Source organism: Curtobacterium sp. MCSS17_006 (assembly GCF_003234215.1).
Taxonomy (GTDB): domain Bacteria; phylum Actinomycetota; class Actinomycetes; order Actinomycetales; family Microbacteriaceae; genus Curtobacterium; species Curtobacterium flaccumfaciens.
Map to the genome: position 1 here is coordinate 52,213 of NZ_QKSO01000013.1, position 23,063 is coordinate 75,275.

The 23,063-nt window shown below is 65.4% G+C and carries 19 protein-coding genes; 14 read left to right on the forward strand and 5 right to left on the reverse strand.

Annotated elements, in window-relative coordinates:
* Positions 1-24: 24 nt before the first annotated feature.
* Positions 25-519, reverse strand: coding sequence for a hypothetical protein (locus DEJ21_RS13030; RefSeq protein WP_111224851.1), 495 nt, complete (start codon positions 517-519; stop codon positions 25-27).
* A gap of 32 nt (positions 520-551) precedes the next feature.
* Positions 552-1,412: a GDSL-type esterase/lipase family protein gene (locus DEJ21_RS13035; RefSeq protein ID WP_146247768.1), complete on the reverse strand. Its 861-nt coding sequence runs from the start codon at positions 1,410-1,412 to the stop codon at positions 552-554.
* Positions 1,413-1,618: 206 nt separating this feature from the next.
* On the opposite strand from DEJ21_RS13035, the gene DEJ21_RS13045 reads away from it, so the two are divergent.
* Positions 1,619-2,257: a TetR/AcrR family transcriptional regulator gene (locus DEJ21_RS13045; protein WP_146247769.1), complete on the forward strand. Its 639-nt coding sequence runs from the start codon at positions 1,619-1,621 to the stop codon at positions 2,255-2,257.
* A 152-nt stretch (positions 2,258-2,409) separates the two neighbouring features.
* Here the strand turns inward: DEJ21_RS13045 and DEJ21_RS13050 are convergent, their stop codons facing one another.
* Complete coding sequence (locus DEJ21_RS13050) at positions 2,410-3,693, reverse strand: PP2C family protein-serine/threonine phosphatase (protein WP_111224855.1); 1,284 nt, start codon at positions 3,691-3,693, stop codon at positions 2,410-2,412.
* Between the two features lie 74 nt (positions 3,694-3,767).
* Complete coding sequence (locus DEJ21_RS13055; RefSeq protein WP_111024275.1) at positions 3,768-4,490, reverse strand: type II CAAX prenyl endopeptidase Rce1 family protein; 723 nt, start codon at positions 4,488-4,490, stop codon at positions 3,768-3,770.
* 152 nt (positions 4,491-4,642) lie between these two features.
* Here DEJ21_RS13055 and DEJ21_RS13060 point away from each other — a divergent pair, with 152 nt between their 5' ends.
* The 9 genes from DEJ21_RS13060 (at position 4,643) to DEJ21_RS18290 (ending at position 15,633) form a co-directional block, all read left to right on the forward strand.
* The gene (locus DEJ21_RS13060; RefSeq protein WP_111224856.1) at positions 4,643-6,094 is read left to right on the forward strand and encodes a polysaccharide biosynthesis tyrosine autokinase; all 1,452 of its coding nucleotides are present in this window, start codon (positions 4,643-4,645) and stop codon (positions 6,092-6,094) included.
* Between the two features lie 78 nt (positions 6,095-6,172).
* Positions 6,173-7,057: a hypothetical protein gene (locus DEJ21_RS13065; RefSeq protein WP_146247770.1), complete on the forward strand. Its 885-nt coding sequence runs from the start codon at positions 6,173-6,175 to the stop codon at positions 7,055-7,057.
* Between the two features lie 13 nt (positions 7,058-7,070).
* Positions 7,071-8,537, forward strand: a complete 1,467-nt coding sequence (locus DEJ21_RS13070) for a sugar transferase (RefSeq protein WP_258375055.1) — start codon at positions 7,071-7,073, stop codon at positions 8,535-8,537.
* A gap of 119 nt (positions 8,538-8,656) precedes the next feature.
* Positions 8,657-9,730 carry a glycosyltransferase family 4 protein gene (locus tag DEJ21_RS13075; RefSeq protein WP_181435880.1) on the forward strand — a complete coding sequence of 358 codons (1,074 nt, stop codon included), beginning with the start codon at positions 8,657-8,659 and terminating at the stop codon, positions 9,728-9,730.
* Positions 9,717-10,724, forward strand: a complete 1,008-nt coding sequence (locus tag DEJ21_RS18005; RefSeq protein WP_146247771.1) for a hypothetical protein — start codon at positions 9,717-9,719, stop codon at positions 10,722-10,724. The genes DEJ21_RS13075 and DEJ21_RS18005 overlap by 14 nt, the downstream gene beginning before the upstream one ends.
* A 36-nt stretch (positions 10,725-10,760) precedes the next feature.
* Positions 10,761-12,113, forward strand: a complete 1,353-nt coding sequence (locus DEJ21_RS13080; protein ID WP_375342403.1) for an oligosaccharide flippase family protein — start codon at positions 10,761-10,763, stop codon at positions 12,111-12,113.
* A 109-nt stretch (positions 12,114-12,222) separates the two neighbouring features.
* The gene (locus tag DEJ21_RS18010; RefSeq protein ID WP_146247772.1) at positions 12,223-13,362 is read left to right on the forward strand and encodes an O-antigen ligase; all 1,140 of its coding nucleotides are present in this window, start codon (positions 12,223-12,225) and stop codon (positions 13,360-13,362) included.
* A 25-nt stretch (positions 13,363-13,387) separates the two neighbouring features.
* The gene (locus tag DEJ21_RS13085; RefSeq protein ID WP_181435882.1) at positions 13,388-14,545 is read left to right on the forward strand and encodes a polysaccharide pyruvyl transferase family protein; all 1,158 of its coding nucleotides are present in this window, start codon (positions 13,388-13,390) and stop codon (positions 14,543-14,545) included.
* A 332-nt stretch (positions 14,546-14,877) separates the two neighbouring features.
* The gene (locus DEJ21_RS18290; protein WP_258375063.1) at positions 14,878-15,633 is read left to right on the forward strand and encodes a glycosyltransferase family 4 protein; all 756 of its coding nucleotides are present in this window, start codon (positions 14,878-14,880) and stop codon (positions 15,631-15,633) included.
* 26 nt (positions 15,634-15,659) lie between these two features.
* On the opposite strand, the gene DEJ21_RS13095 is transcribed toward DEJ21_RS18290, so the two are convergent.
* Entirely contained in the window at positions 15,660-16,796 is a 1,137-nt protein-coding gene (locus DEJ21_RS13095) for a glycosyltransferase (protein WP_111224863.1), read from the reverse strand.
* A gap of 1,027 nt (positions 16,797-17,823) precedes the next feature.
* On the opposite strand from DEJ21_RS13095, the gene DEJ21_RS13105 reads away from it, so the two are divergent.
* From DEJ21_RS13105 to DEJ21_RS13120, 4 genes are read left to right on the forward strand one after another with little or no spacing between them, the layout of a single operon-like run.
* The gene (locus DEJ21_RS13105; RefSeq protein ID WP_258375065.1) at positions 17,824-19,065 is read left to right on the forward strand and encodes a glycosyltransferase family 4 protein; all 1,242 of its coding nucleotides are present in this window, start codon (positions 17,824-17,826) and stop codon (positions 19,063-19,065) included.
* A complete protein-coding gene (gene gmd / locus DEJ21_RS13110; protein ID WP_111224866.1) occupies positions 19,062-20,090 on the forward strand; it encodes a GDP-mannose 4,6-dehydratase in 1,029 nt (342 codons plus the stop codon). Before DEJ21_RS13105 ends, gmd begins: the two co-directional genes overlap by 4 nt.
* Positions 20,090-21,061, forward strand: coding sequence for a GDP-L-fucose synthase (locus tag DEJ21_RS13115; protein WP_111224867.1), 972 nt, complete (start codon positions 20,090-20,092; stop codon positions 21,059-21,061). The genes gmd and DEJ21_RS13115 overlap by 1 nt, the downstream gene beginning before the upstream one ends.
* 35 nt (positions 21,062-21,096) lie before the next feature.
* Entirely contained in the window at positions 21,097-22,917 is a 1,821-nt protein-coding gene (locus DEJ21_RS13120; RefSeq protein ID WP_111224868.1) for a DUF4012 domain-containing protein, read from the forward strand.
* The last annotated feature ends 146 nt before the right edge of the window (positions 22,918-23,063 follow it).

Below are 23,063 nucleotides of genomic sequence, written 5' to 3' on the forward strand. Positions count from 1 at the left end.
GGTGTCAGCCGGCGGGCTCCGGCGTCAGCCGGCGGGCTGCGGCTCGGCGGCGCCGGGGACGACGAGCTGCCAGACGTCGTCGTCTCCGTCGCGGGTCAGGTAGAGGCGGAAGGTGCCCTCGTCGGCGAGGGGGTCGCCCGAGAGGTACTCGACCGGTTCGCCGCTCGTCTCGCACTGGTCCGAGGTGCTGATGACCTGGATCGTGTCGCCGGGGGCGGCGGCGTCACCCTTCGTGACGTCGGTGACCGTCGCCTCGTACACCTCGTAGATGCCCTGCGGTTCCACGGTGCGGTCGGTCTTGGTGACGTCGGCGTCGACGACGAGTTCAGCGGCGTCGCGGCGTTCGGCCGGGGTCTTCAGCTGGACGTAGTCGGTGCACCCGGTGCTCTGCACGTTGTCGTCGTTGCTCGAGTTCGTGGGGGCGCCGGTGCCGCTGCCGACTTCGGGGGCGCAGCCCGCGAGGGTGCCGCCGAGCACCACGACGAGTGCCACGACCGGTGCGATCCGTCCCCACTGCATGGGGCGAGTATGGCTCACGACGCGACCGGGGGCTAGCCCGCTGCGCCCTTGGCGCCCTCTGCGGCGATGTGGATCGCCTGCTGCATCCGGATCGAGACCTTCTTCGACATCGCGACCGTCGGGTGGACGCCGTCGTACGTGCGCGAGGACGGCCAGCCGCCGTCGAGCCGGCGGTCGGCTGCCCACGGGTCGACGAACATCCAGCCGCGGGTGAGTGCGTGGTTCTGCAGGTCGCGGTTCAGGATCTCGCCCTGCTTGCGGCGGTCGATGTGCTTCTTGCTGTAGTTCGTGATGTTCGACGGCGCGATCGCGGCGATCACGACGTGGCGCGCGCCGACCTTCTTCGTGATCTTGTCGATGTTGTTCAGGATCGACTTCGTGCTGTACCCGTAGCGCAGGTCGTTCGTGCCGGCCATCACGACGAGGACGTCGGCATCGTGCGCCGAGCTCCGTTCGAGGATCCGCGTCGAGGTGGCTCCTCCGATCGAGGTGCCCCCGACGTTGGCCATCGTCGGGTCCTTCAGCTGCCGCATCCACGAGGCGTCCATGGCCGTGAGCGAGTCGCCGGCGTAGGTGAACGTCAGCTTGCTCGGTGTCGGCGCAGGCGTCGGGGTCGGCACCGGTTTCGGCGTGGCCGTCGGGGCGGTGCTCGGCGTCGGGGCGCTGGTCGGAACGGGCGTGGGCTCGCTCGGCTGGCTCGGCTGGCTCGTCGGCTCCGTGGTCGGGGACGGTGCCGGAACGTCGGTCGGCGCGGGGGTGGGGGCGCTCGTCCCGGTTCCCTCCACGGCGGTCGCGGTGTTCGGGACTGCGGCGAGCAGGGTGCCAGCGAAGACGGCGACGGATGCGGCTGCGGCGATGAAGGGCAGGCGGGAGGAGCGCTGGTGGTGAGGCAACGTGAGCTTTCGTTTCGGGTGCGAACTTCACCACCCTAGAAGTTCCGTGACATGTCATCGTCCCCCAGGTCTGGGGGGCCGCACGGCTCGCGTTCCGCGGACAGACAGATCGTTCCCCGTGCTAGACGATCCGGTCGCTGTCCGGGGAACGCGCGTTCCCGTTCGGGGGACTGTGCACCGACGCGTCTGGCTGGTGCAGTGTATGCATGCACATCGAAACGCCGCCGGTGACCACCCCCGACGACCCCGCCCTGCGGGGTGAGGTCATCCACGGGATGATCACGGTGCTGCGTTCCCGTCCGCTGCACGAGGTGACCCCCGACGTCGTCGCGGCTGCGGCCGGGGTGGACACCGACGTCGTCGGCCGCACGTTCCCGAGCTGGGACGGCCTGCTGCTGGCGACCATCGACCGGTGGAACGAGGACCGCACCGTGCCGCTCATGCCCCTGGCCGAGCAGCACGGCACCATCCGGTTCCTGCGCGCGATCGTCACCGCGAACGTGGCCGACCCGTCGCTGATGCGGTTCCTGACGGCGACGCTGAACATCGCGGCATCGCCAGAGCACCCGCTCGCGCCGATGCTGCACGCCCGGTGGCGACGGTTCCACGCCTTCGTGCAGCACGCCCTGGAGCGCGACGTGCTGCTCGGGCGCGAGCCGAGCACGATGGAACCGGCCCGCGGCTCGGAGCAGCTGCTCGCGACCTACGAGGGGCTGCAGCTGCAGTCCATGGTGCGACCGGAGATGGACCTGCTCGAGGCCTTCGACCGCGCCGTGACGCGCCTGCGCGAGGGCTGGTCCCGCGCGTACGTGCCGCCCGTCTGGGACCTCGCCCGGGTCGGTTGACCCTCCGGGTGGCTCGTCGGGCCGCCCCCACAGACCGAGGACGCTAGGGCGTCCGAGGGCAGACGCTCACCGTCTGCACGCGTCGCCGCACGATTCGGGTTCGAGCGGCGGCGCGTACCAATCGCCGCGAGACGAACGTGCGTTCCGCGCCGTCAGTCCGCGTGCATCGCGAGCGGTCGCTCGGTGTCCACCTCGACCGGCTGCCGGCGAATCGCGATCACCGTGACGTCGTCGTCGTGCGGCACCTCGTCGGCGCGGGCCGACAGTGCGAGGACGACCGCGTGCGGGTCGCGGCCGGCGCGGGCGATCGCGGCGACGGAGTCGATCGTGTCGTCCAGGTCGTCGTACAGGTCGAGAACGCCGTCGCTGAACGAGACGAGCAGGTCGCCCGGTTCGAGGGTGCCGTCGGAAGTCGCCCACTCCTCGCGGATGCCGAGCCCGAGCGGCATGTCGCCGGAGCGCAGCCGGTCGACGTGTCCGTCGGCCCGCAGGACGAAGCTCAATCCGTGACCGGCGTCGGCCCACTGGAGGGTGCCGTCGTCGGAGATCCGGGCGTGGAACAGCGTGGTGAAGGCGAGATCGGGTCCGACGCCCTCTGCGGTCAGCCCGTCGGAGGCCCGCTTCAGCGCCTCGCCGGGGTCTTCGACGGTCCGGGCGCTGCGCAGGGTCGCGCGCACCGCGGCCGCGATCAGCCCCGCGCCGACGCCCTTGCCCATGACGTCACCGAGGCTCACCGCCACGCCCGTCGGCGTCGGGTACCAGTCGAAGAAGTCCCCGCCGACGCTCCGGGCCGGCAGGCAGGCACCCGCGACGACGACGTCCTCGGTGATGCGGCCGGTCGTCGTCGGGAGCAGGGACCGCTGCACCGCGGCTGCCCGGTCGATCTCGGCGCGGACCTTGCCCTCACGTGCCTCGGCGGACCGCAGACTCCGTCGGGCCCGGCGGGAGAGCTCGTGCACGACGACGGCGACGGTGCCGAACACGACGACGAGGATGCCCAGACGGACGAGTTCACCCGCGCCGGGCGCGTCGGACGGGGTCAGGACGTAGGGGGCGAGGATCACGACCACGATGCCCGCGATCGCGAAGAGCACGGTGCGACGGCCCTCGAGCGACGCCCACCAGACCACGGGGAGCACCACGATCGCCGTGAACAGCGAGGAGCCGGAGCCCGTCCCGGTGCGCAGCAGTGCGATCGTCAGGAAATCGACGGTGAGCAGGACCGGCACCACCCAGGCCGCGCGGTGCACGAGTGCGGGGATCGCGCTCATCAGCGTCGCGACCACCACGCCCACCACACTCGCGACGAACAGGTGGTGCTGGGTGATCGGCAGCGTCGGCATCACGACGCTCAGGAACGCCGACAGCGCCAACAGGCCGCTGATCGGAGCCTGACGGACGAGAGGGTTGTCGACGATGCTGGTTGGGCGAGTCATGCTCAGTGCAGGCTAGTGGTCCGCGCGGCCCAGGGACCGGCGCTGACCCGATCTGGGGACGCGGCTCTGGCCGCTCAGCGCGGCCAGGTGGCGACGACAGCGACCGCGTTGAACAGCACGTGTGCCAGGATCGCGCCGCCGATGCGGTCGGTCATCGCGACGAGCGTGCCGGTGAGCAGGCCGAGCAGGAACGTCGTGACGAACACCTGGAACCCGCCGAGCGACGTGCCACCCGCACCGAGCAGCAGGTGGAGCAGCGCGAACAGGAACGCCGTGACCAGCACCGCGAGGAACCGGGTGCGGGGCGTGAGCTCGGCGGCGAGCCGGCGCTGGAACAGCCCGCGGAACACCACTTCCTCGAGCACCGGGCTGACGACGACGATGCCGATCGCCGACACGAGCAGCAGCCCGACGTCGGGCGTGCCGAGGGACGGTGCGGGGACCAGCCCGGTCGTCCCCGTGAACGCGAGTGACATGACGACGTCCACCGCGCGGCACACGATCACGATGCCGATCGCGAAGACCACGATCCCCAGGTCGAGCCGCAGCCGCGACACCATCGCCGCACGCGGGGTCCGACGGAGCACCACGGCGGCCGCGACGACGAGCGGCACCCAGACGGCGGCGTCCGCGGCGAGCACCTGCAGGACCGGCGAGGGGATGCCCCCAGTCCGGGTGACCTGTCCGACGATCCGGGTCAGGATCACGGCGACGCCGAGTGCGACGAGGATGACGATGAGGTCCCGCTGTCGCCGCACGCTGGGCTCGGTGGTGGTCGTGGCCGGCTCGGAGCGCATGGGGCCACCGTAGAGGACACCGCGCGGCGGATGGCGACTTCCCCCGAGCAGGACTCAAACCTGTGACACTATTTGTATGCCGTGCGCCGGGAGTACCCCGGCGTGCCTGTGTCGGGACCACAGGGACGGTTCGGATCGGGGAAGGCAAAGGCGTGGAACTCCGCGACTACATCACGGTGCTCCGCAAGGGTTGGGTACTCATCGTCGTGCTCGCCCTGGTGGGAGTGGCCGCAGCCGCAGGGTTCTCCCTGCTGAAGAAGCCGGTCTACTCGGCATCGGCGCAGGTCTTCGTCTCCACGGAGACGTCCGGCAGCGCGAGTGACCTGGCCCAGGGCAACACGTTCACCCAGCAGCGGGTGCTGACGTACTCGAACCTGGTGTCGACGCCGATCGTGCTGCTGCCGGTCATCTCGTCGCTCAAGCTCGACATGAACGCGGACCAGCTCGCGACGATGGTGTCGGCGACGGCGCCGACGAGCACGACCCTCATCGCGATCTCGGTGGAGAGCACCGACCCGGTGCAGGCCGCGGACATCGCGAACGCGACCTCGCAGAGCCTGACCAACGTCGTGCAGGACATCGAGGCCACCGACGCGAGCGGCAAGAGCACGGTCAAGCTCACCCGCGTGAAGCAGGCCGACGTGCCGAGCGTCCCGGTCAGCCCGAACGTGCCCGTCAACGTGGCGCTCGGTCTGCTCGTCGGGCTCGCCCTGGGCATCGGGATCGCCGTGCTGCGCGAGACCCTGGACAACCGCATCCGCACCGAGATCGACGTCGAGAAGATCAGCGACAAGCCGGTCGTTGGCGGGATCGCCTACGACGCCAAGGCCGCCGAGCGCCCCCTCATCGTGCAGGTCGACCCGCGCAGCCCCCGTGCCGAGTCGTTCCGCACGCTCCGCACCAACCTGCAGTTCCTCGACATCGGCAGCGGTGCCCGCACCTTCGTCATGACGTCGTCGATGCAGTCCGAGGGCAAGAGCACCACCGTCGCGAACCTCGCGATCGCCCTGGACAGCGCCGGGTTCCGCGTCATCCTGATCGACGCCGACCTGCGCCGCCCCCGTGTCGCCGAGTACATGGACGTCGAGAGCAACGCCGGTCTGACCGACGTGCTGATCGGCCGCGCCGACCTGGAGGACGTGGCCCACCCCTGGGGACGCGGCAAGCTCGTCGTTCTGCCCGCGGGTCAGATCCCGCCGAACCCGTCCGAGCTGCTCGGCTCGCGCGCGATGCAGGACCTGATCGAGTTGCTCGAGCAGCAGTTCGACTACGTCCTGTTCGACGCACCGCCGCTGCTGCCCGTCACCGACGCGGCGATCCTGGCCAAGAAGGCCTCCGGCGCGATCGTCGCGGTCGCCTCGGGACAGACGCTGAAGGGCCAGCTCGCCGCGGCCGTCGCCACCCTCGAGAACGTCGGTGCCCCGGTCTCCGGTTTCGTCCTGACGAAGATGCCGGTCAAGGGCCCGGGGGCGTACGGCTACGGCCGATACGGCTACGGGTACAGCTACGGCCAGGACGAGGACGACAACACCGTGACCACGTCGACGCGCCCGCCGAAGCGCACCGGCAAGAAGCTGAGCGTCTTGCGTCGCGCAGGACGCTGAACGGAGTCGAGGGACATGGACACTCGCCGGGGGACCCGAAGCCTCGGACGTGCACTGCCACGGACCACACTGATCATCGTGGCCGCCGTGGTGGTGGCGCTCGTCGTCGTCGACGTCGTGCTCGTTTCACTGGCCCTGGGCCGCACCGCGCCCGAACAGAACGGCCCCGCCGGCCCCATCCCCACTTTCACGAGGTCACCCGACTCGAGCGAGACGCCGCGGTCGAGTGCGTCCGCCGACGCAGACGCCACTGCGACCAAGCAGCAGGGTCGCCGCCTGCTGGCAGCGGTCGACGGCCAGGAGGCGTGGCGCGCGACCGGTGGGTCGTGCGGCGGCCCGCGGCCGGTGCTGGAACACTCCGTGGACGGCGGGGCGACGTGGGTCCCGGTGGGACTCGGGACGGATGTCGGATCGCTCATGGCGATCCGGGCCTCCAGTGCGGAGCTCTCGGTACTGGTGGGCGTCGGCGACGACTGCACCACGACGGCGCGGACCAGCACCGACGCCGGCGTGACGTGGGAAGCCGGGGCGCCCGGCGCCGCCGGCGCCGGCATCAGCACCGACGGTGTCGTGCTCGCGAGCGGGACGGAGCAGTCGCCGTGCGGCGACCCGATCGACGCGTTCCAGGGTGAGAAGACCGCCGTCGTCATCTGCGACGGCCAGCTCGAGTGGCGCACCGGCGATGCCGCCTGGGTCGACGTGCCGATGGGCGGCGTCCGTTCGATCGGCGTCGACGGCGGCAACTACACGCTCGCCCGCGTCGGTGCAGCAGCGTGCGACGGCGTGCAGATCGAGACCATGTCCGCGTCGGACGTGACGCCCTCGTCGTCCACCACACCGATCGGCTGTGCCGACGGCGCCGACACCGACAACACGGTCACCATCGACCGTGCCGGCCAGGACGTGTGGCTGTGGGACGGCAAGACCGTGCGGGTGTCGTCGGACGGCGGCGCGACGTGGTGACCGGGTCGTCCTCGTGACGACGGATGCGCTCCGCGCACCGCGCGCCGTCGGTGCCACCGACGAGTGGAGCCGCATGTACTCGCGCCGCGTGCTGTTCACCGACCTGCTGGCGCTGATCTGGGTCGTCTTCGGTGTGCAGATCGCCTGGCTCGGGCTGAAGTCGAACCTGGCCACGAACACCGCCGACCTGCGGCTGAGCTACTTCGCCATCTCCATCGTCGTGATCGTCGTGTGGATGAGCGCGCTCGCCCTGTACGACACCCGCGGCGCACGCGTCATCGGCGTCGGCAGCACCGAGTACCGCCTGGTCGCGGACTCCAGCGTCCGGGTGTTCGGCCTGCTCGCGATCGCGGCGTTCCTGCTGCACGTCGACCTGGCCCGCGGCTACGTGCTCATCGCGTTCCCCATCGGGATCCTCGTGCTCCTGCTGTCCCGGTGGATGTGGCGGCAGTGGCTCGTAGCCCAGCGTCAGCAGGGCGCGTACTCGGCGACCGTGCTGCTCGTCGGGTCTCCGGCCAGCGTGCTGCACATCGGCCGCGAACTCGCTCGTTCCCCGGAAGCCGGCTACCGCGTGGTCGGCGCAGTCGTGTCGACGAACCACCGCGGTGTGCTGGCGGGTTCGACCATCCAGAGCCACGGTGGTCTCGACGACGTCGGCGCAGCGCTGCGCGAGACCGGCGCCGACACCGTCGTGATCACCAGCTCCGACGACCTGCCGCCGGAGCGCGTCCGGGAACTCAGCTGGTCGCTCGAGCCGGGCCGGCAGCACCTGGTCGTCGCGCCGAGCCTCACCGACATCGGTGGCCCGCGCATCCACACCCGTCCCGTGCAGGGCCTGCCGCTCATCCACGTCGAGACGCCGACCTACTCGGGCCGCAAGCTCTACACGAAGCGAGCCTTCGACCTGGTCGGCGCAGCGCTGCTCGTCGTCGTCCTGTCGCCGCTGCTGCTCGTGCTCTCCGTGCTGGTGAAGACCACGTCGACCGGGCCGGTCTTCTTCCGGCAGGAGCGCGTCGGCCTGAACGGCAGCGCGTTCCGGATGATCAAGTTCCGCTCGATGGTGGTCGACGCCGAGGACCGCCTGCAGGAGCTCAGCGCACTCGACCGTGCCGAGGGCAACGACGTCCTGTTCAAGATGCGGAACGATCCCCGGGTCACCCGGGTCGGCGCGTTCATGCGCCGCTACAGCCTGGACGAGGTGCCGCAGCTGTTCAACGTGCTGGTCGGCAGCATGTCGCTCGTGGGACCGCGGCCGCCGCTCGCGCGCGAGGTCGCCCGCTACGACACGCACGTCCACCGTCGGTTCCTGGTGAAGCCGGGGATGACGGGCCTGTGGCAGGTCAGCGGGCGGTCCGACCTGTCGTGGGAGGATTCGGTGCGGCTCGATCTGTACTACGTGGAGAACTGGTCCATCACCGGCGACTTGATCATCGTGTGGCGCACGGTGAGAGCTGTGCTCCGTCCAAACGGGGCCTACTGATGGCTGTCCGCGGGAGCGTGGGAGCAGCCGCGTCTGCTAAGTCTGAGCACGACCGCGATTCGATCCTGGTGGTGTCGCCATGGGGTCTTCGCGGAGGGTACAGCGGTCCAGTGACGCTCATGAATCGATTGTTCGAGGCGCTCGGAGATGAGGGCAGGTACCGGCTAGACGTGCTATATCGGGATCGAGGCGCCGAAGCGAAACCCCGCTGGACAACCAACCTGCTACCCGTCCTATCGACGCAGCCGGGAAGGTTCAGCAGGTTCGATCAACTCAGATGGATCCTCAGAACGCGTCGGTCCTTGAAGACAATCGCTCACCGATACAGGTATGTACACCTTCAAGGTGCCTACATCACAAATATATTAGCCGTGCCGCGCCGGGTGCGCAGGAAGTTGATCGTCCTCCCCGTACTTGAGAATGGCGACCTCCCCCGTTCGTCCGGACGGTCGCGCCTCAAGCACGGGCTATATCGCCGCGTACTCGGGGAGGCTTTTCTCGGCCTTGCGCTGTCTGCGGGGATCGAGGAATCACTAGTTGCGCTGGGGCTACCTCGTCAACGTGTGCTCCGGGTGAACAACCCCTCGGGCACTGCGCACGTGTCGGAGGACGGCAGCAAGCTCTCCCCAGATGAGTTCACGATTGGTTTCGTGGGTAAGATCGGTCCGCACAAGAATCCGCACCTCGTACTGGAAGCTCTGGCGAGGCTCGGGGACGCCGGGATATCGGCTCGCGTACTGTTAGTCGGCCCGTTCGCGAACGAACACTTCGAGCGGGAGTTCCGAGCGCTGGGCGAGCGGCTCGGCGTGTCATCGCAGATAACCATGACCGGTTTCGTCGACGACGTCCAACCGTACCTTGAGCAGATGGACGTATTCTTGTTGCCCTCCAGGCACGAAGGTATGCCTGGCGCGTTGGCCGAGGCCATGGCGTTCGGAATTCCCGCCGTGGTCACGGACGTCGGGGACATGGCGACGCACGTCCGAGCCGCTCACGCTGGAGCAGTTGTGGAGGCAAACTCAACCTCCATCGTGGAAGCGCTGCAGCGCCTTACGGATCCTCTCCTTCGCCGGGATCTCGGTAAGCGCGCTCGGTCCTACGCATCAGCGAACTTCCTCCCTGCGGCAGTGGCGAGGTCAGTGCAAGCGAAAATAGACGAACTCGAAGGAGTCGGACCACATGAAGGAACGTGACGTCGCGGCGGACCTGCCCAGCCTGGCGGAACTCGATCCGATCCTCGACTCGCTACGAGGCCAACGCGCGTGGATTGTCCCGATGACCGGGCGTTCGGGCAAACTGCTCGGCAATAACGGCGACTTCCTGATGCACGCAGTGTTCCGACGAATAATCCAGGCGTACGGCATTGACGTCGTCGAACGGAAGGAAGACGGCGACATGATTATCGTGCCGCCGTCAGGAGCATTGCTAGAGAGCTACGCTTTCCCCGATCTGCTCGCGGACCGCTTGCGGGGAACAGAAAGATTGCCGCTCCTCGTCTTCCCGTCATCGGCACTGTTCCCGACGCGGGACCCTGCCTTCATGTTCGAAGGTCGTGAAGCTCCTGCGGTGTGGATGCTTCGCGAGGCGCCGTCCCTGACCCATCTTGAGGACCGGTGGGGTTCGTCACTCGCGCGAGCCGGGGTCGAACTCGCTCTGTCGCACGACGTTGTTGCTCTCGGGCATCAGTTTGTGCCCAGCCTGATCGGTCACAGGCTACCCAGTGCCTCGACCTTCCTGATCGCTCCGCGGGCCGATCGCGAACGTACTGCCGCAATCAGCACATCGGCGGCAAAGCGCGGAGGCTCCGGGTGGTTTGGAGGACTTACTTCGTTAGCTCAGAGAAATGCCCTCGGCCGCCGAGCTGCCCGGTTGGTCCGAAAAGAGCGGACCGATTTGCTGGCGACCGAGCTGAGTGATCGTCTCGGTCACGACGCATACTCGTCGATCGCAGGGCGATCTCGACGGCAGCTGCGCCTTGACTTGAGCTCAGCGCAGTTCTGCTCATTCGGGGAGTACTCGCGGGCGCTTCGCGGGGCGGGATTTGTTCTGACCAATCGACTTCACGTTGCGCTTCCTGCAGCGATCTTGGGCGCAGAGGTGTTCATTGCGGAAGCTGGTTACCATAAATTGCGTGGGGTGTACGACAATTCGCTTTCGCGGATGCCGAATGTACATCTTGTTGATTGAGTCCTCGTCGTTCAGCTCGTGGCGTCTGGTCGCCTCGTGTTGAGGGGCATCTTGGGTCTGTCCGTCGGCACGATTGCGACGCGAGCACTCGCCGCCGTGAGCCAGTTGCTCCTCGCCTTCTGGTTGGCGCCAGCAGATTTCGGTGCCTGGGCGGCGGCAACGTCTCTGATCTCTTTGTTGACAGGCTTCGCGAACTTCGGTGAGGTTAATGGTTACCTGAGTGGCAGAGGTGGCACCTACGAACGAGTGAAGCGAGTCACTCGCAGGCAGAACTCGGTTCTCTCCTTGCTCGGTCTTGGCTTGGCCGCAACGTTCTTCGTGCGCGGCGAGCAGGAGATTGGCTGGCTCGCCGTGATCGTCACGCTCACGATTCCCCTCGTCGGGGACGCCGAACGGATGTACTCGACCGGAGTCAAGATCCGGTCCTACCGAACCGTCGTTACTGCACAGACGGTAGCGGCCGTCGTCAAAATATGCGTCGGCGTCGGTATTGCCGCTCTCGGCGGCGGGTCGTTCGCGCTTGCCGTGTCGACACTGCTCTTCTACCTCGCCATGGACGTGTTCATCACGCTCGCCATACGCAACCGCATTGAGCCTCAAGAGACGACAGCGTACAACGTGGCTCGACGCGATCGCTTCAAGTGGGCGGTGAACTCACTGTTCATAACGCTGCCCTTGCAGGCTGGGTTCCTAGTGGCGCAGTTCGTGACGAGCGCACACGTCCTCGGGCTGTACTACTTCGCATACCAGGTTACAACCGGCATCAGCGGCCTCATCTCTGTGCCGTTGTCGAGGGTGAGCCTGGCTAGGTTCGCAGAGTTGGCCGGGCCCGAGCGTGGGAAGGAAGCACGGAAACTCGCAACGGTCTTCGGGGGAGCGACTCTTCTCGCTGCCTCGCTCATGGCGCTTCTGCTGCCCGGGATCACGCCGCTCGTGAGCTCCCAGTGGACAGAGGCCGTTCCCGCCGTGGTCCTGCTATGCGCGAGCCTCCCTGCCCGGATGATGAGTCCGGTGATGGACGCCTTGCAGCAGGCTCGCGATCGCTGGTGGCAAAGCACCGGGTTCAATGCGCTCGACGCCGTCGGAACTGCGGCAGCGGCCCTCACCGCAGTATCGGGAGACGTACTTCTCCTTGCCGCGTCACTCAGCATCTGGAAAATTTTGTTGAGTCTTGCGCGTACGTGGGTGGTACTTCGGGATCAGTCGGTAGCACAACGGATCGGGTTGACGGTCCCTGTATCCGTAGGCGCGTTCCTGGTCATGTCATCGCAGGTTCTGTCGAGCGATACGGCCGTAGTAGCGTCGACGAGTGCTGGGCTGCTCAGCGTGGTCTGGATCGCGTCACAGGCTGGCTGGAAGCGGAAGGAGGGGTCTGCAAATGGTAGGTGAGTCGAAGCTGACCCTCGCGCGTTTCGTTCTATTCGCTGCGGGTTACTTGTTCCTTTTCCAGTCCGACTCGAGTCCGAGTGGGGTCAAGGAGGGGTACGTCGCGGTGTCCATGGCCTTTGCAGTCGTTGGCGCGTTCCGACTGCGGAAGCTCGAAGCACAGCAGATCCCCCGAGGAATCTTCATTTCCGTTGGAATCATGCTGCTGTTACTGCTCGTGTGGTCCGCGCGGATTGCAGCCGGCGGGGTTTCAGTAGACGACTGGATCCGCGACGCGCTCAATTACATCTTGTTTCCGGTCGCAGTGTTGATCGGGGCGGATGCGGGAACCAGTCTTCGACGTGCGCTGATCGGCAGGTTGATCCTGATCGTTGGAGTGTTTGGCGCCTTCGCCTTCATGTCCACTTGGTTAGCGCGACGCAGCGGTGAGACTCTCGGATTCGAACAGGTAGGGCTCGCTTCCAGTTTCGTGCCTCTAACGAGCATCGCTCTCTGTCTTGCGATCTTTTTCGCCGGCGAGCGGTGGCGGGGTGCCGCCCTGTTGCTAGGACTAGGTCAAATGGTACTGCTTGCTGTTTCTGGTGGTCGGACTGTTTGGATCTATTGCGTTGCCGCTCTCCTGGCCGCATTCTTGGCCGCAGGCGTCCCGCTGAGCGTTCGTATCGGGCGAGCAGCTGTTGCTCTAGTCGCTACGCTTTTCGGCGTCACCGTTGTATTCTCGCTGTCAACCGCGATCGGCGGCGGAATTGCTGTTGCGCGAATCACACGGTTCCGATCGGTCGCCGACGGTGGTCTGCAATCCCTCCTGGCGGACGGCTCTGCCATCGAGCGAATCCGCGCCTACCAATGGACAACGGCGATTTGGCAGGAGCACCCATTGGTCGGCCGAGGACTCGGCTACACCTTTCCCTCCGTAACCACCGGTAATTTCAATGTTGGTATATACACGCTCGATACTCCAATAGTTGTCCTCGCCAAGTTCGGTATCGTTGGGACCCTGCTGATCCTTGCGGCAATTGCGGTGCTTTGGTGGACACTTCGAAACGGCTCAAAGAGTGATCGGACTGCGCGTGCGGTCTTGATCACGCTCTCAGTCGTGGTACTTGTCCTCTTACCGAATGGCTTCCCGATCGAGAATCGAGGCTTCAACCTGCTGGTTTGCTTAACAGTGGCTTATGTGCTCGCCGCAGGTAGGACCTTGCCATTCTCGCCGGGCGCGACTCACTCGAACTGGAAGGAAACCGTTGGCTAGACGCTCCCTCGGTCGTTGCCTCATTGTGAACGCCTACTCGTACAAGAACGCCGGTGATGCGGCGATTATGCTGTCAACGGCGCGGCTGCTGAGAGACTTGGGAGCCGAGTCGGTCGCCATCGCATCGCGGTATGACGATGGTGATGCCTACGGGCGGCTCGGCCTCCCCGTCGTCCCCCCGGTGGTGGCTTTTCCAGCCTCAGGTCAGGGATCACGGGCGGTGCGGCTGGCCGTCCTCCTGGGAGCTTCCGTCAAGGCGATTGCCTCAATCGCCTCGCACGGCAAGCTCGGTGCGAAACGGCTACGCGGTGATTACGACACGCTCGTGATCGCTGGTGGCGGGTATATGTACTCATCCAAGCGGAGGTTCAACATGAGCCTCTGGCACAGTCTTCTTTCAGTGAAGTTCGGTGTTGCGGCGTTGCGCAACGTCCTGATGATGCCCCAGAGTATCGGCCCAATCGACCGATGGCTCGACCGCGTAGTTGTTGAGTGGGCTCTCAAAGACGTTTCGGTGGTTGTCCGTGAGATCCGATCACTCGACGCGTCAAGCCGAGAGCCGCATTTCGATGAACTTCACGTGGTCGATGATGTCGCCTTCTACCCCGGACTCGAGTTTGGCGCCCCAGCCTCTCGGGGAAAAGCCACCCTTCGACTCGTCGTGATGGACTGGACTTGGTCTAGATCCGTTTCAGCAGTCCGCTTCGAGCGATACGTCCAACAAATGGCGCTACTAGCCGATCTGGCAGCGGAGTCCGGATATGAGGTGGTTATCGGCGGGCACTCGTCCCTTGGCGAGCACGATCAAGATGACGTTCAAGTAGCCCGCCGGATTCAGGCACTCTCCCGCAGCAATCCTTCCGTCGATACGAACACGGACGTCGTTCACCTATACGACGAATATTCGAACGCCGCAATCATTGTGGGAACTCGTCTGCACTCGTGCATTATGGCGCTTTCGGTCGGCACGCCCGCTGTCGGGCTTTCTTACCAAGAAAAGACTCCCGGTGTCCTTGCCGGTATTGGCCACGAGGAGTTCGTTCACTCGGTCGACAACTTCGAGCCGGAAGTCCTGATGGCGCAGGTCCGGGCCCTAGTTACGGCTCCCCGCGAGCATTGGGTTTCTTTGGCCACGCAGACGAGAGATTCTATCTACGAGCGATATGAGGAGCTGTGCCAATGACTCGGCTTGTGTTCTGGTTGCCCGCCGTGAACCCGTATTGGCGCGATCGCTTCAATGCGCTTGCAGCAGATGGAGAGATAGATTTCGAGTGTTGGTTCAACAGGCACTTGGACCCAGAGCGGAGTTGGGAGGTGGACCCTCGTACGCTGAAATTCAGGCACACCTTCATCTCGGATGATGGCGAGCAACGTGCTTCGTCATTCATTCGTCACTTGTGGCGTGCCTACCGGAAGGCGAATCCGAGCACAATTTTCACGTTCCACCACGAGCCGAAGCTCTGGCTTGTTTGGCTGCACCGGCTGAGGGGGCGTCACGTCGCTCTGTACGCGCTCATGACTTGGGACTCCTGGGTTAAGCGGACTTGGCCGAAAGAAGCTGCTAAGCGTCTTTTCTTCTCGTCTGCTAGTTCTGTCCTGACCCCCGGGCCACAATCCGATGCCTATGTGCGAAGGTACGGGGCCCGCAAGATCCACCGACTACATCACGCTGTCGATGTTCACGGGCTTGGCCGTGCGGCGCAACGCCGAACTGCTTGCAACACGCTACGCCTTCTCTACCTGGGTCGAATGATTGAGGGCAAGGGCTTGAGAATGTTGGTTCGTGCCTTGGAGCCAGTGCTTGGCTCTCATCCCGATGTGAATATCCGTTTTGTCGGAGACGGGCCGCTGCGAGCCGAATTGGAACACTGGGCGACAATCATGGGTCCCCAGGTCGAGGTCTCCCCTTTCATCCAGTCCGACGAGATCCCTGCTGTCTACGGCGCGGCCGACGTCCTGCTATTTCCTACTGAGGGGGACCCCTATGGCCTGGTCGTGGATGAAGCTTTGGCGGCAGGCGTCCCTGTGATGTCGAGCGATCGCGCGGGAGACGTCAACTGGCGACTGCAGGACGGAAGAGGTTGGGTACTCCCGGTTGACGACACGGCATCTTGGACCCAATTGATCAGCAGTATTGCCAGAGATCGCAGTCAACTCGCTGCGATGTCGGCGAGTGCGCTGTCGTTCAGCCAGGGGCACGATCTAGGCCGTTGGGTTGCTGAAGTGAAGACTTGGCTTTATGCCCAAAGGGGAAGGCAACTCAAGAGCTAGGTTTGATAATCCGTGGCAATTGTATATCAGGCGTGTGCTTCGTAGATTCGCTCGAGGTGCTCGGCAACGGCCGTTGCGCTGAAGCTTCTCTCCACGACTTGCGCGCCCGCAGTTGCGAGACTTGCGCGGCGTGACGCCGAGCCCGCAAGGTCCTCAATCGCTTCCGCAAGCGCCTCGGGCGAATCGTCGATTACTACGGCGGCCTGATTCTCCTCAAGAACCGCTGCTAGGCCATTGCTCCGCGTGATGATCGTGGGCGTACCTGCCGCTAGCGCTTCGAGGACCGACATCGGTATGACCTCGCCGACGCTGGGAAGTACGTAGACGGATGCTTCGGCAATCCGTGCACGGGCGTGCCCGGGACTGATGGGACCCTCGTAGTGCAGCCTTTGGTCGAGCTGGTTATCGGCGATAAATTCTCGTAGTTCGTCGAGGTCGCCCTCGTCAGGCCCTACTACCGTGAAGTCGACGAGCGGTAAACGTTGGGTGACGATAGCTGCTGCTCGTGCGAACGTGAGCACCCGTTTCCTAGGGTGGAGACGTGCCAGGAACAGAATCTCGATCCTATGCGAATGGATCTGGCCGCGAGATCCGTCGGCGGACGTCGCTCGAGACACTCCGTTGGTCACGCGATCGGTCGAGCTCCGTCCACCCGAAAGCACTTCGATGCCCTTCTCCTCATCGTCGGTGAGCGTCAGGACGCTAGACGCCTCGGTGAGCGCCCGCTTGATGTACAGCCGGTCGAACGCAACGGCACGAAGGCGTCGATCAGGTGACACCATCCCGTGTGTCTGAAGGAACAACGGGGTTCTGTTGGCGACAGCCTGCCGTGCGATGGGTGCCGTGACGAGGTCGCGGCCGAGGTGGACGTGCAGGACGTCCCGCTCGCCTGCGGATGCGCTTAAGTAACGTTGCATCGCGAAAGAGAACATTCCGCTGAATCCGGCCCGCGGCAAACGCCGTAACCTGAACAAGCGAACTTTCACGCCAGGCACAGACACCGCTGCCCGCCCATCCCAACCCATAACCAGCTCGACATCGTGACCCAGCGCCGCGAGCTCCCGAGTTTGCTCGATCGCAACCGCCAGCGGTCCGCCGAACGCTCCGTCTTCCGACGCGTAAGTCACAACGTGAGTTATTCTTACAGGCTTATATTTGGTCACTGAAAACGCTTCCCGACAGTTCGAGTCGCTTGGCCTGAGACTTTCGTGTTCGGCTGCACGTCCGAGCTGATGACCGTCATGGGCGTAATCAGCGCAGACCTACCAATCGTCACTCCGCCGGTGATTAGGCACCGAGACGTGATCCAGCAGCCGTCATGGATCATGATCGGGCGCATGACAAGGGCCATGTTCGTCCTGTGCTTGTGACTGCCGGTCGTTAGCAGTGTCTGCTGGGAAATTACGACGTCGTGCCCGAGTGTAATCATCTGCTGGTTATGGAACCACACCCCCTCGCCTATCCAGCAATTGTCTCCTACCGACAGATTCCAGGGAAACTTCACGCGCGTATCCGGACGGAATATGACCCCGCTCCCGATTTGTGCACCAAATTTTCGCAACGCCCAAACTCGGAGTTTCGAGGAGATCTGCCAGGGGTTTCGCACTAGAAGCAGTTCGACTGCAGCCCAAGCGAAGACCACGTATATGGGACGGCCCCACGCGGCGCGTTCCCCGGGCGCTTTTGCAAGCGACACGACGGGTACATCTGCATCATCGATCATTGTGGCGCTTTCACTTGGCGGGCTCGCGCGGCACTTCTTCGGTCGCGGGTGAAATTATATGCACTCGGGAGGACGATCGTAGCGTGGGCGGCTGGGGCGAACGCAGCGTCGGTATGGCTGCCGCGGCTGGAGCTGATTCAGCGGCGCTCGTGGCGGGTGCTCCACACTTGGTGCGCACATGCCGAGTCCGCGCCTCCAGCAATTTGGCACGTCGCGCTGGCCCGACCGCCCGACGGCACTCCTGATGTTCGGGCTCGATCCCAGTGCCCGACTGAGCACAGTGCCCACCGCAGGGTTGGGAGAGCAGAGTGTCGCATCAGCTGGTTCGTTGTCGTTGGTGTCCATGAGGCCGACGCGTTGTCCGCCGCAGCAAGCAGAGCCCATGCTGCGAACGTCCCTTCGCAGACCTTCCCTTGGCTAGCAACTGTTATGTTCTCCGGGTGGACAAACGCCTCTCGGTCCTGTTGGTGGGCATCAACTACGCGCCAGAGAGCACTGGCATCGCGCCTTACTCGGCCGGCCTCGCACGTGAGCTTGCTGCTCGTGGGGCCAGGAGTCGAGTGATCTCGTCGTTCCCGCACTACCCGCAGTGGGCTTTCCGAGAACCTCGGCCGCCCCGGTCTCGGACTTCGGAGGAGGACGGTGTTGCCGTGGTGCGTCGTCGGCACCGACTGCCATCTAGCCCGGGGGGAATCGCCCGTGCCTTGTCTGAACTCTCTTTCGGCGTGGCCGCTGTGACGACGCGCTTTGGGCGCCCCGACGTGGTTGTCCTCGTCTCGCCCGCCCTGCTAGGCGCGATAGTTGCTCTATTGAAGGTCAGGGTCACGAGTCGTCGCCCCGTGGTCGTCTGGGTTCAGGACCTATACACCCTAGGTCTCCGCGAGATCGGGGACCGTAATTCTGGCTTCGCGGGGCGGGCGATCGCTCTGATCGAACGATGGTGTCTCCGCTCCGCCGACGCGGTGGTGGTCATCCACGAGCGCTTTCGGGACACAGTCGTTCAGGATATGGGCGTCAGTCCGAATGCTGTGACAGTCGTTCGGAACTGGTCGCACCTCGACGACGCCTCCAACGTGGACAGAGCCGAGGTGCGTGAGCGCCTGGGCTGGCATGAGGACGAACATGTCGTATTGCACGCTGGAAACATGGGGGTGAAGCAAGGCCTTGAGAACGTGATTGACGCAGCCCGCTTGGCAGCTGAACAGGGCAGCAGCGTCCGTTTCGTCTTGATCGGTGACGGAAACCAGCGGGAGCGACTTGCCGAACTCGCAGCGAACGTTCCATCGCTTTCGCTTATGGCTTCACTTCCGGACGACGAATTCAGGCTGGCGCTCGGTGCTGCGGACGCGCTCCTCGTGAACGAGCGACCCGGGGTCGCTGGGATGGCGGTACCGAGCAAGATCACTTCCTACTTCAGTACAGGGCTGCCGGTCATCGCGGCGACGGACCCTGGGAGCATCACTGCCAACGAGGTGCTCTTGGCAGAGGCGGGGGTTGTCGTTCCGGCAGGGGACCCGCGCTCCTTGCTAAACGCGGCAGAAACGCTCGCGAGGGATCCCGCGCGATCCGCTGCTTTGGGCGAGAACGGACGTCGATTCCGGTCGAATCGACTCAGCCCCCGTTCTTCGTTCGATATCTTTACGCAGTTGCTGCGGAGCTTGGCCGCTGGCCGGCAGAACTCGGGCACCAGAGAATCGGGGAAAGCTTGACCAAGCGCGCGCTCATAACGGGCATCACCGGGCAGGATGGCTCGTACCTGGCCGAACTGCTCCTTCGTAAGGGGTACGAGGTCCACGGACTCATCCGTCGTGCTTCGACGTTCAACACGTCGCGGATCGACCACCTGTACGTGGACCCGCACATCCCTAACGCCAAGCTGTTCCTGCACTACGGGGACTTGGGCGACGGTGCGCGACTCGTCAGCCTGCTGAGCGAACTGAAGCCCGACGAGGTCTACAACCTCGCGGCGCAGTCGCACGTGCGGGTCTCGTTCGACGAGCCGGAGCACACCGGCGACGTGACCGGTGTGGGCACGATGCGCATGCTCGAGGCAGTCCGTGTGTCCGGCATCCACACGCGCTTCTACCAGGCGTCGTCATCCGAGATGTTCGGGGCGACCCCGCCGCCGCAGAACGAGGAGACGCCCTTCTGGCCGCGCTCCCCGTACGGTGCGGCGAAGGTCTACAGCTACTGGGTGACCCGGAACTACCGCGAGGCCTACGGGATGTTCGCGGTCAACGGCATCCTGTTCAACCACGAGTCGCCGCGTCGTGGTGAGACGTTCGTCACCCGCAAGATCACCCGGGCAGTGGCCCGGATCAAGGCCGGCCTCGAGGACCACGTGTACCTCGGCAACCTCGACTCCGTGCGCGACTGGGGCTACGCAGCCGAGTACGTCGAGGGCATGTGGCGGATGCTGCAGGTCGACGAGCCGGACGACTTCGTCCTCGCGACCGGTGGCGACTTCACGGTCAAGGACTTCCTGACCACAGCGTTCTCGCACGCCGGGTTGAACTGGGAAGACCACGTGAGGTTCGACGAGCGCTACCTGCGGCCCAGCGAGGTCGACGCGCTCGTCGGCGACGCCTCGAAGGCCAAGGCGAAGCTCGGCTGGGAAGCGACGGTCGACACCGCCGAGCTGGCGAGGATCATGGTCGACGCCGACATCTCCGCCCTCGAGCACGAGGGCCGTCCCTGGATCGACACCGTCCGGCTCGAGAGCTGGGGTGCCTGATGGACACCACCGAATTCAGCACTGGTCCGATCGACCGGTCTGACCGCGTCTACGTCGCGGGACACCGCGGCCTGGTGGGCTCGGCTGTCCTACGCAAGCTCAAGTCGGAGGGCTTCACCGACCTCGTTGGGCGGACCTCGTCCGAGCTCGACCTGAAGGACCGTAGCGCCGTCTTCGCCTTCTTCGCTGAGCAGCAGCCGAAGCACGTCGTCCTCGCCGCCGCGAAGGTCGGCGGGATCATGGCGAACAACACCTACCCGCACGACTTCCTGAGCGAGAACCTGCAGATCCAGGTCAACGTGATGGATGCCGCGGTGGAGCACGGTGTTGAACGGCTCGTGTTCCTCGGCTCGTCTTGCATCTACCCGAAGATGGCCGAGCAGCCGATCCACGAGGACGCGTTGCTCACCGGGCACCTCGAGCCGACGAACGACGCGTACGCCATCGCCAAGATCGCTGGCATCCTGCAGGTGCAGGCCGTCCGTCGGCAGTTTGGCCGTCCATGGATCTCGGCTATGCCGACCAACCTCTACGGCCCTGGCGACAACTTCTCACCGAGGGGCTCGCACGTCCTGCCGGCCCTCATCCGCCGGTACGACGAAGCCGCTCGCACCGGTGCGCCGACGGTGGAGAACTGGGGGACCGGTTCACCTCGTCGAGAGTTCCTGCACGTCGACGACATGGCAGCTGCCGTGTTCCACCTCATGGAGCACTACGACGGTCCGGACCAGGTCAACGTGGGGACCGGGTCGGACGTCACGATCAAGGAGATCGCCGAGACGATCGGCAAGATCGTCGGGTTCGAGGGCGAGACGGTCTGGGACACCAGCAAGCCGGACGGGACCCCGCAGAAGCTCCTCGACGTGTCGAAGCTGGCGGACGCCGGGTGGAGGGCACAGATCGGACTCGAAGAAGGCCTCCGCAGCACCATCGACTGGTACCGCGAACACGCGGACTCGGTGCGTCAGTGAGGCAGATCGGACATGAGGAACCGTAGGATCGCCTCATGTCCGACGCGCCCGAGTCGCGACGCACTGCAGTTCACCGGGGGTCCAGGGCCCGGATCGTTCTGTGGGTCGTCCTCGCCCTTGTCCTGCTGCTCATCCTCGCTGTCGCCTGGGTGGGGATCCGTGCCTTCCTCGCGAAGGGGCATCTGGAACGCGCAGTCGGTGACGTCGACACGCTGCGGTCGCAATTGACCGGCGGTGACCCTGCTGCGGTTCAGAAGACTGCGGCGCGTCTCGAGGACGAAGCCGCGTCGGCTCGCTCGCTGACCGGCGACCCGGTGTGGGGCGCAGCGCAGCACGTGCCCTTCTTCGGCGCGAACCTGCGCGCGGTCCGCGAGGTCTCGGTGATCGTCGACGATGTCGCGCAGAACGCGGTCACGCCGGTCGCCGGTGTGGTCGGAGAGCTCGGGTCGGACTCGTTCGCGCCGAAGAACGGCAAGATCGATCTCCAGCCGATTGAGGACGCGCAGCCATCGGTGGCGAAGGCGACCAAGACGCTCGCCGGCGCGCACCGCGATGCGGAGGCGATCGACGTCAGTGGGACGTTGTCACCGGTGACGACGGCGGTCGGTCAGCTGCGGAACGCGTTGTCGTCAGCGTCCGCGCAGGCGACGACCGCGAACCGCATCGTGCAGCTGGCCCCGGCCATGCTCGGCCACGACGGCGACCGCAACTACGTGCTGCTGTTCCAGAACAACGCTGAGCTCCGCGCAGGCGGCGGGATACCGGGAGCGGTCGCGCTCCTCCAGGCCAGGGACGGTGCCATCAGTCTCGGGAACCAAGCGTCGGGGTCGTCGTTCGGACCGTACGAGCAGCCGGTACTGCCGCTGACGGCGGACACGCGCGGGCTGTACGGGGACATCACCGGCGAGTACATGCAGGACGTCACGCTGACGCCGCGCTTCGACGTGTCGGCAAAGCTCGCGCGCGAGATGTGGAAGCAGAGGTTCGGACAGCAGACGGACGGCGTCCTGGCGATGGATCCCGTGACGCTCAGCTACATCCTCAAGGCGACCGGCCCTGTGCAGTTGCCGTCCGGCGACACCCTGACATCGGACAACGCCGTCAAGCTGCTGCTGAGCGACGTCTACGCGAAGTACCCGGACCCGGTGGTGCAGGACGCGTTCTTCGCCTCTGCAGCCAGTGCGGTGTTCGAGAAGGTGTCGTCCGGTGGATTCGACGCGAAGCAGTTCGTCTCCGCGTTGACGAAGAGCTCGGGCGAAGGCCGGCTGCGGGTCTGGAGCGCCGAGAGGGCAGAACAGCGGTGGATCAGTGGCACACCGGTGGCCGGTGAACTCCCGACGGCTTCCGCGGACTCGCGTCAGTTCGCCGTCTACCTGAACGACGGCACCGGCTCGAAGATGGACTACTACCTCGACAAGCGCGTGTCCGTCGGCAGTTCGGTGTGTCGGAAGGACGGGCGCCCGATCTCCGTCGTCGAGGTCACCCTGAAGAACACCGCGCCGGCCGACGCGGCGACCAGCCTGCCCGCGTACGTCACCGGTGGCGGCAACTTCGGCGTGGAGCCGGGCAAGATCAAGACGCTCATCGCCGCCTACGCCCCGGAGAACGCGATCTTCCTCGGTGCCACGAAGGACGGCGAGACCACTGCACTGCAGACGGCGACGGACGGCGGTCACCCGGTGGGGCAGCTGCAGACGTTGCTCGCGCCGGGGGAGAGCTTGACGTTCCGCGTCGCCTTCCTGGGCGAGGCGAAATCCGCGCGGGCGCCGGTCAGTGCGACATCGACGCCCGGCGTTCGCTCCACCAAGACGGAGCCGCTCACATTCTCGTGCGAGGACCCGCTCGCAGCGGGCTGATGAGCGAACTGCATCCTGTCGAGCATCCGTTCAGCGCGAACGGCACGCCCCCACTCTGGGGGGCATCGGATAGGGCTGTCTGACTGCAAAGCCTCCTGACCTGATGATCAGGGATGGTGAAATCCGAGGCAAGCCTCCTGCTGACC

Excerpts from the sequence above, each read along its gene's own strand:
- DEJ21_RS13030 (WP_111224851.1), bottom strand. The coding sequence starts at position 519 with ATGCAGTGGGGACGGATCGCACCGGTCGTGGCACTCGTCGTGGTGCTC.
- DEJ21_RS13045 (WP_146247769.1), top strand. The coding sequence starts at position 1,619 with ATGCACATCGAAACGCCGCCGGTGACCACCCCCGACGACCCCGCCCTG.
- DEJ21_RS13050 (WP_111224855.1), bottom strand. The coding sequence starts at position 3,693 with ATGACTCGCCCAACCAGCATCGTCGACAACCCTCTCGTCCGTCAGGCT.
- DEJ21_RS13055 (WP_111024275.1), bottom strand. The coding sequence starts at position 4,490 with ATGCGCTCCGAGCCGGCCACGACCACCACCGAGCCCAGCGTGCGGCGA.
- DEJ21_RS13075 (WP_181435880.1), top strand. The coding sequence starts at position 8,657 with ATGAATCGATTGTTCGAGGCGCTCGGAGATGAGGGCAGGTACCGGCTA.
- DEJ21_RS18005 (WP_146247771.1), top strand. The coding sequence starts at position 9,717 with ATGAAGGAACGTGACGTCGCGGCGGACCTGCCCAGCCTGGCGGAACTC.
- DEJ21_RS18010 (WP_146247772.1), top strand. The coding sequence starts at position 12,223 with ATGGCCTTTGCAGTCGTTGGCGCGTTCCGACTGCGGAAGCTCGAAGCA.
- DEJ21_RS18290 (WP_258375063.1), top strand. The coding sequence starts at position 14,878 with ATGACTTGGGACTCCTGGGTTAAGCGGACTTGGCCGAAAGAAGCTGCT.
- DEJ21_RS13115 (WP_111224867.1), top strand. The coding sequence starts at position 20,090 with ATGGACACCACCGAATTCAGCACTGGTCCGATCGACCGGTCTGACCGC.
- DEJ21_RS13120 (WP_111224868.1), top strand. The coding sequence starts at position 21,097 with ATGTCCGACGCGCCCGAGTCGCGACGCACTGCAGTTCACCGGGGGTCC.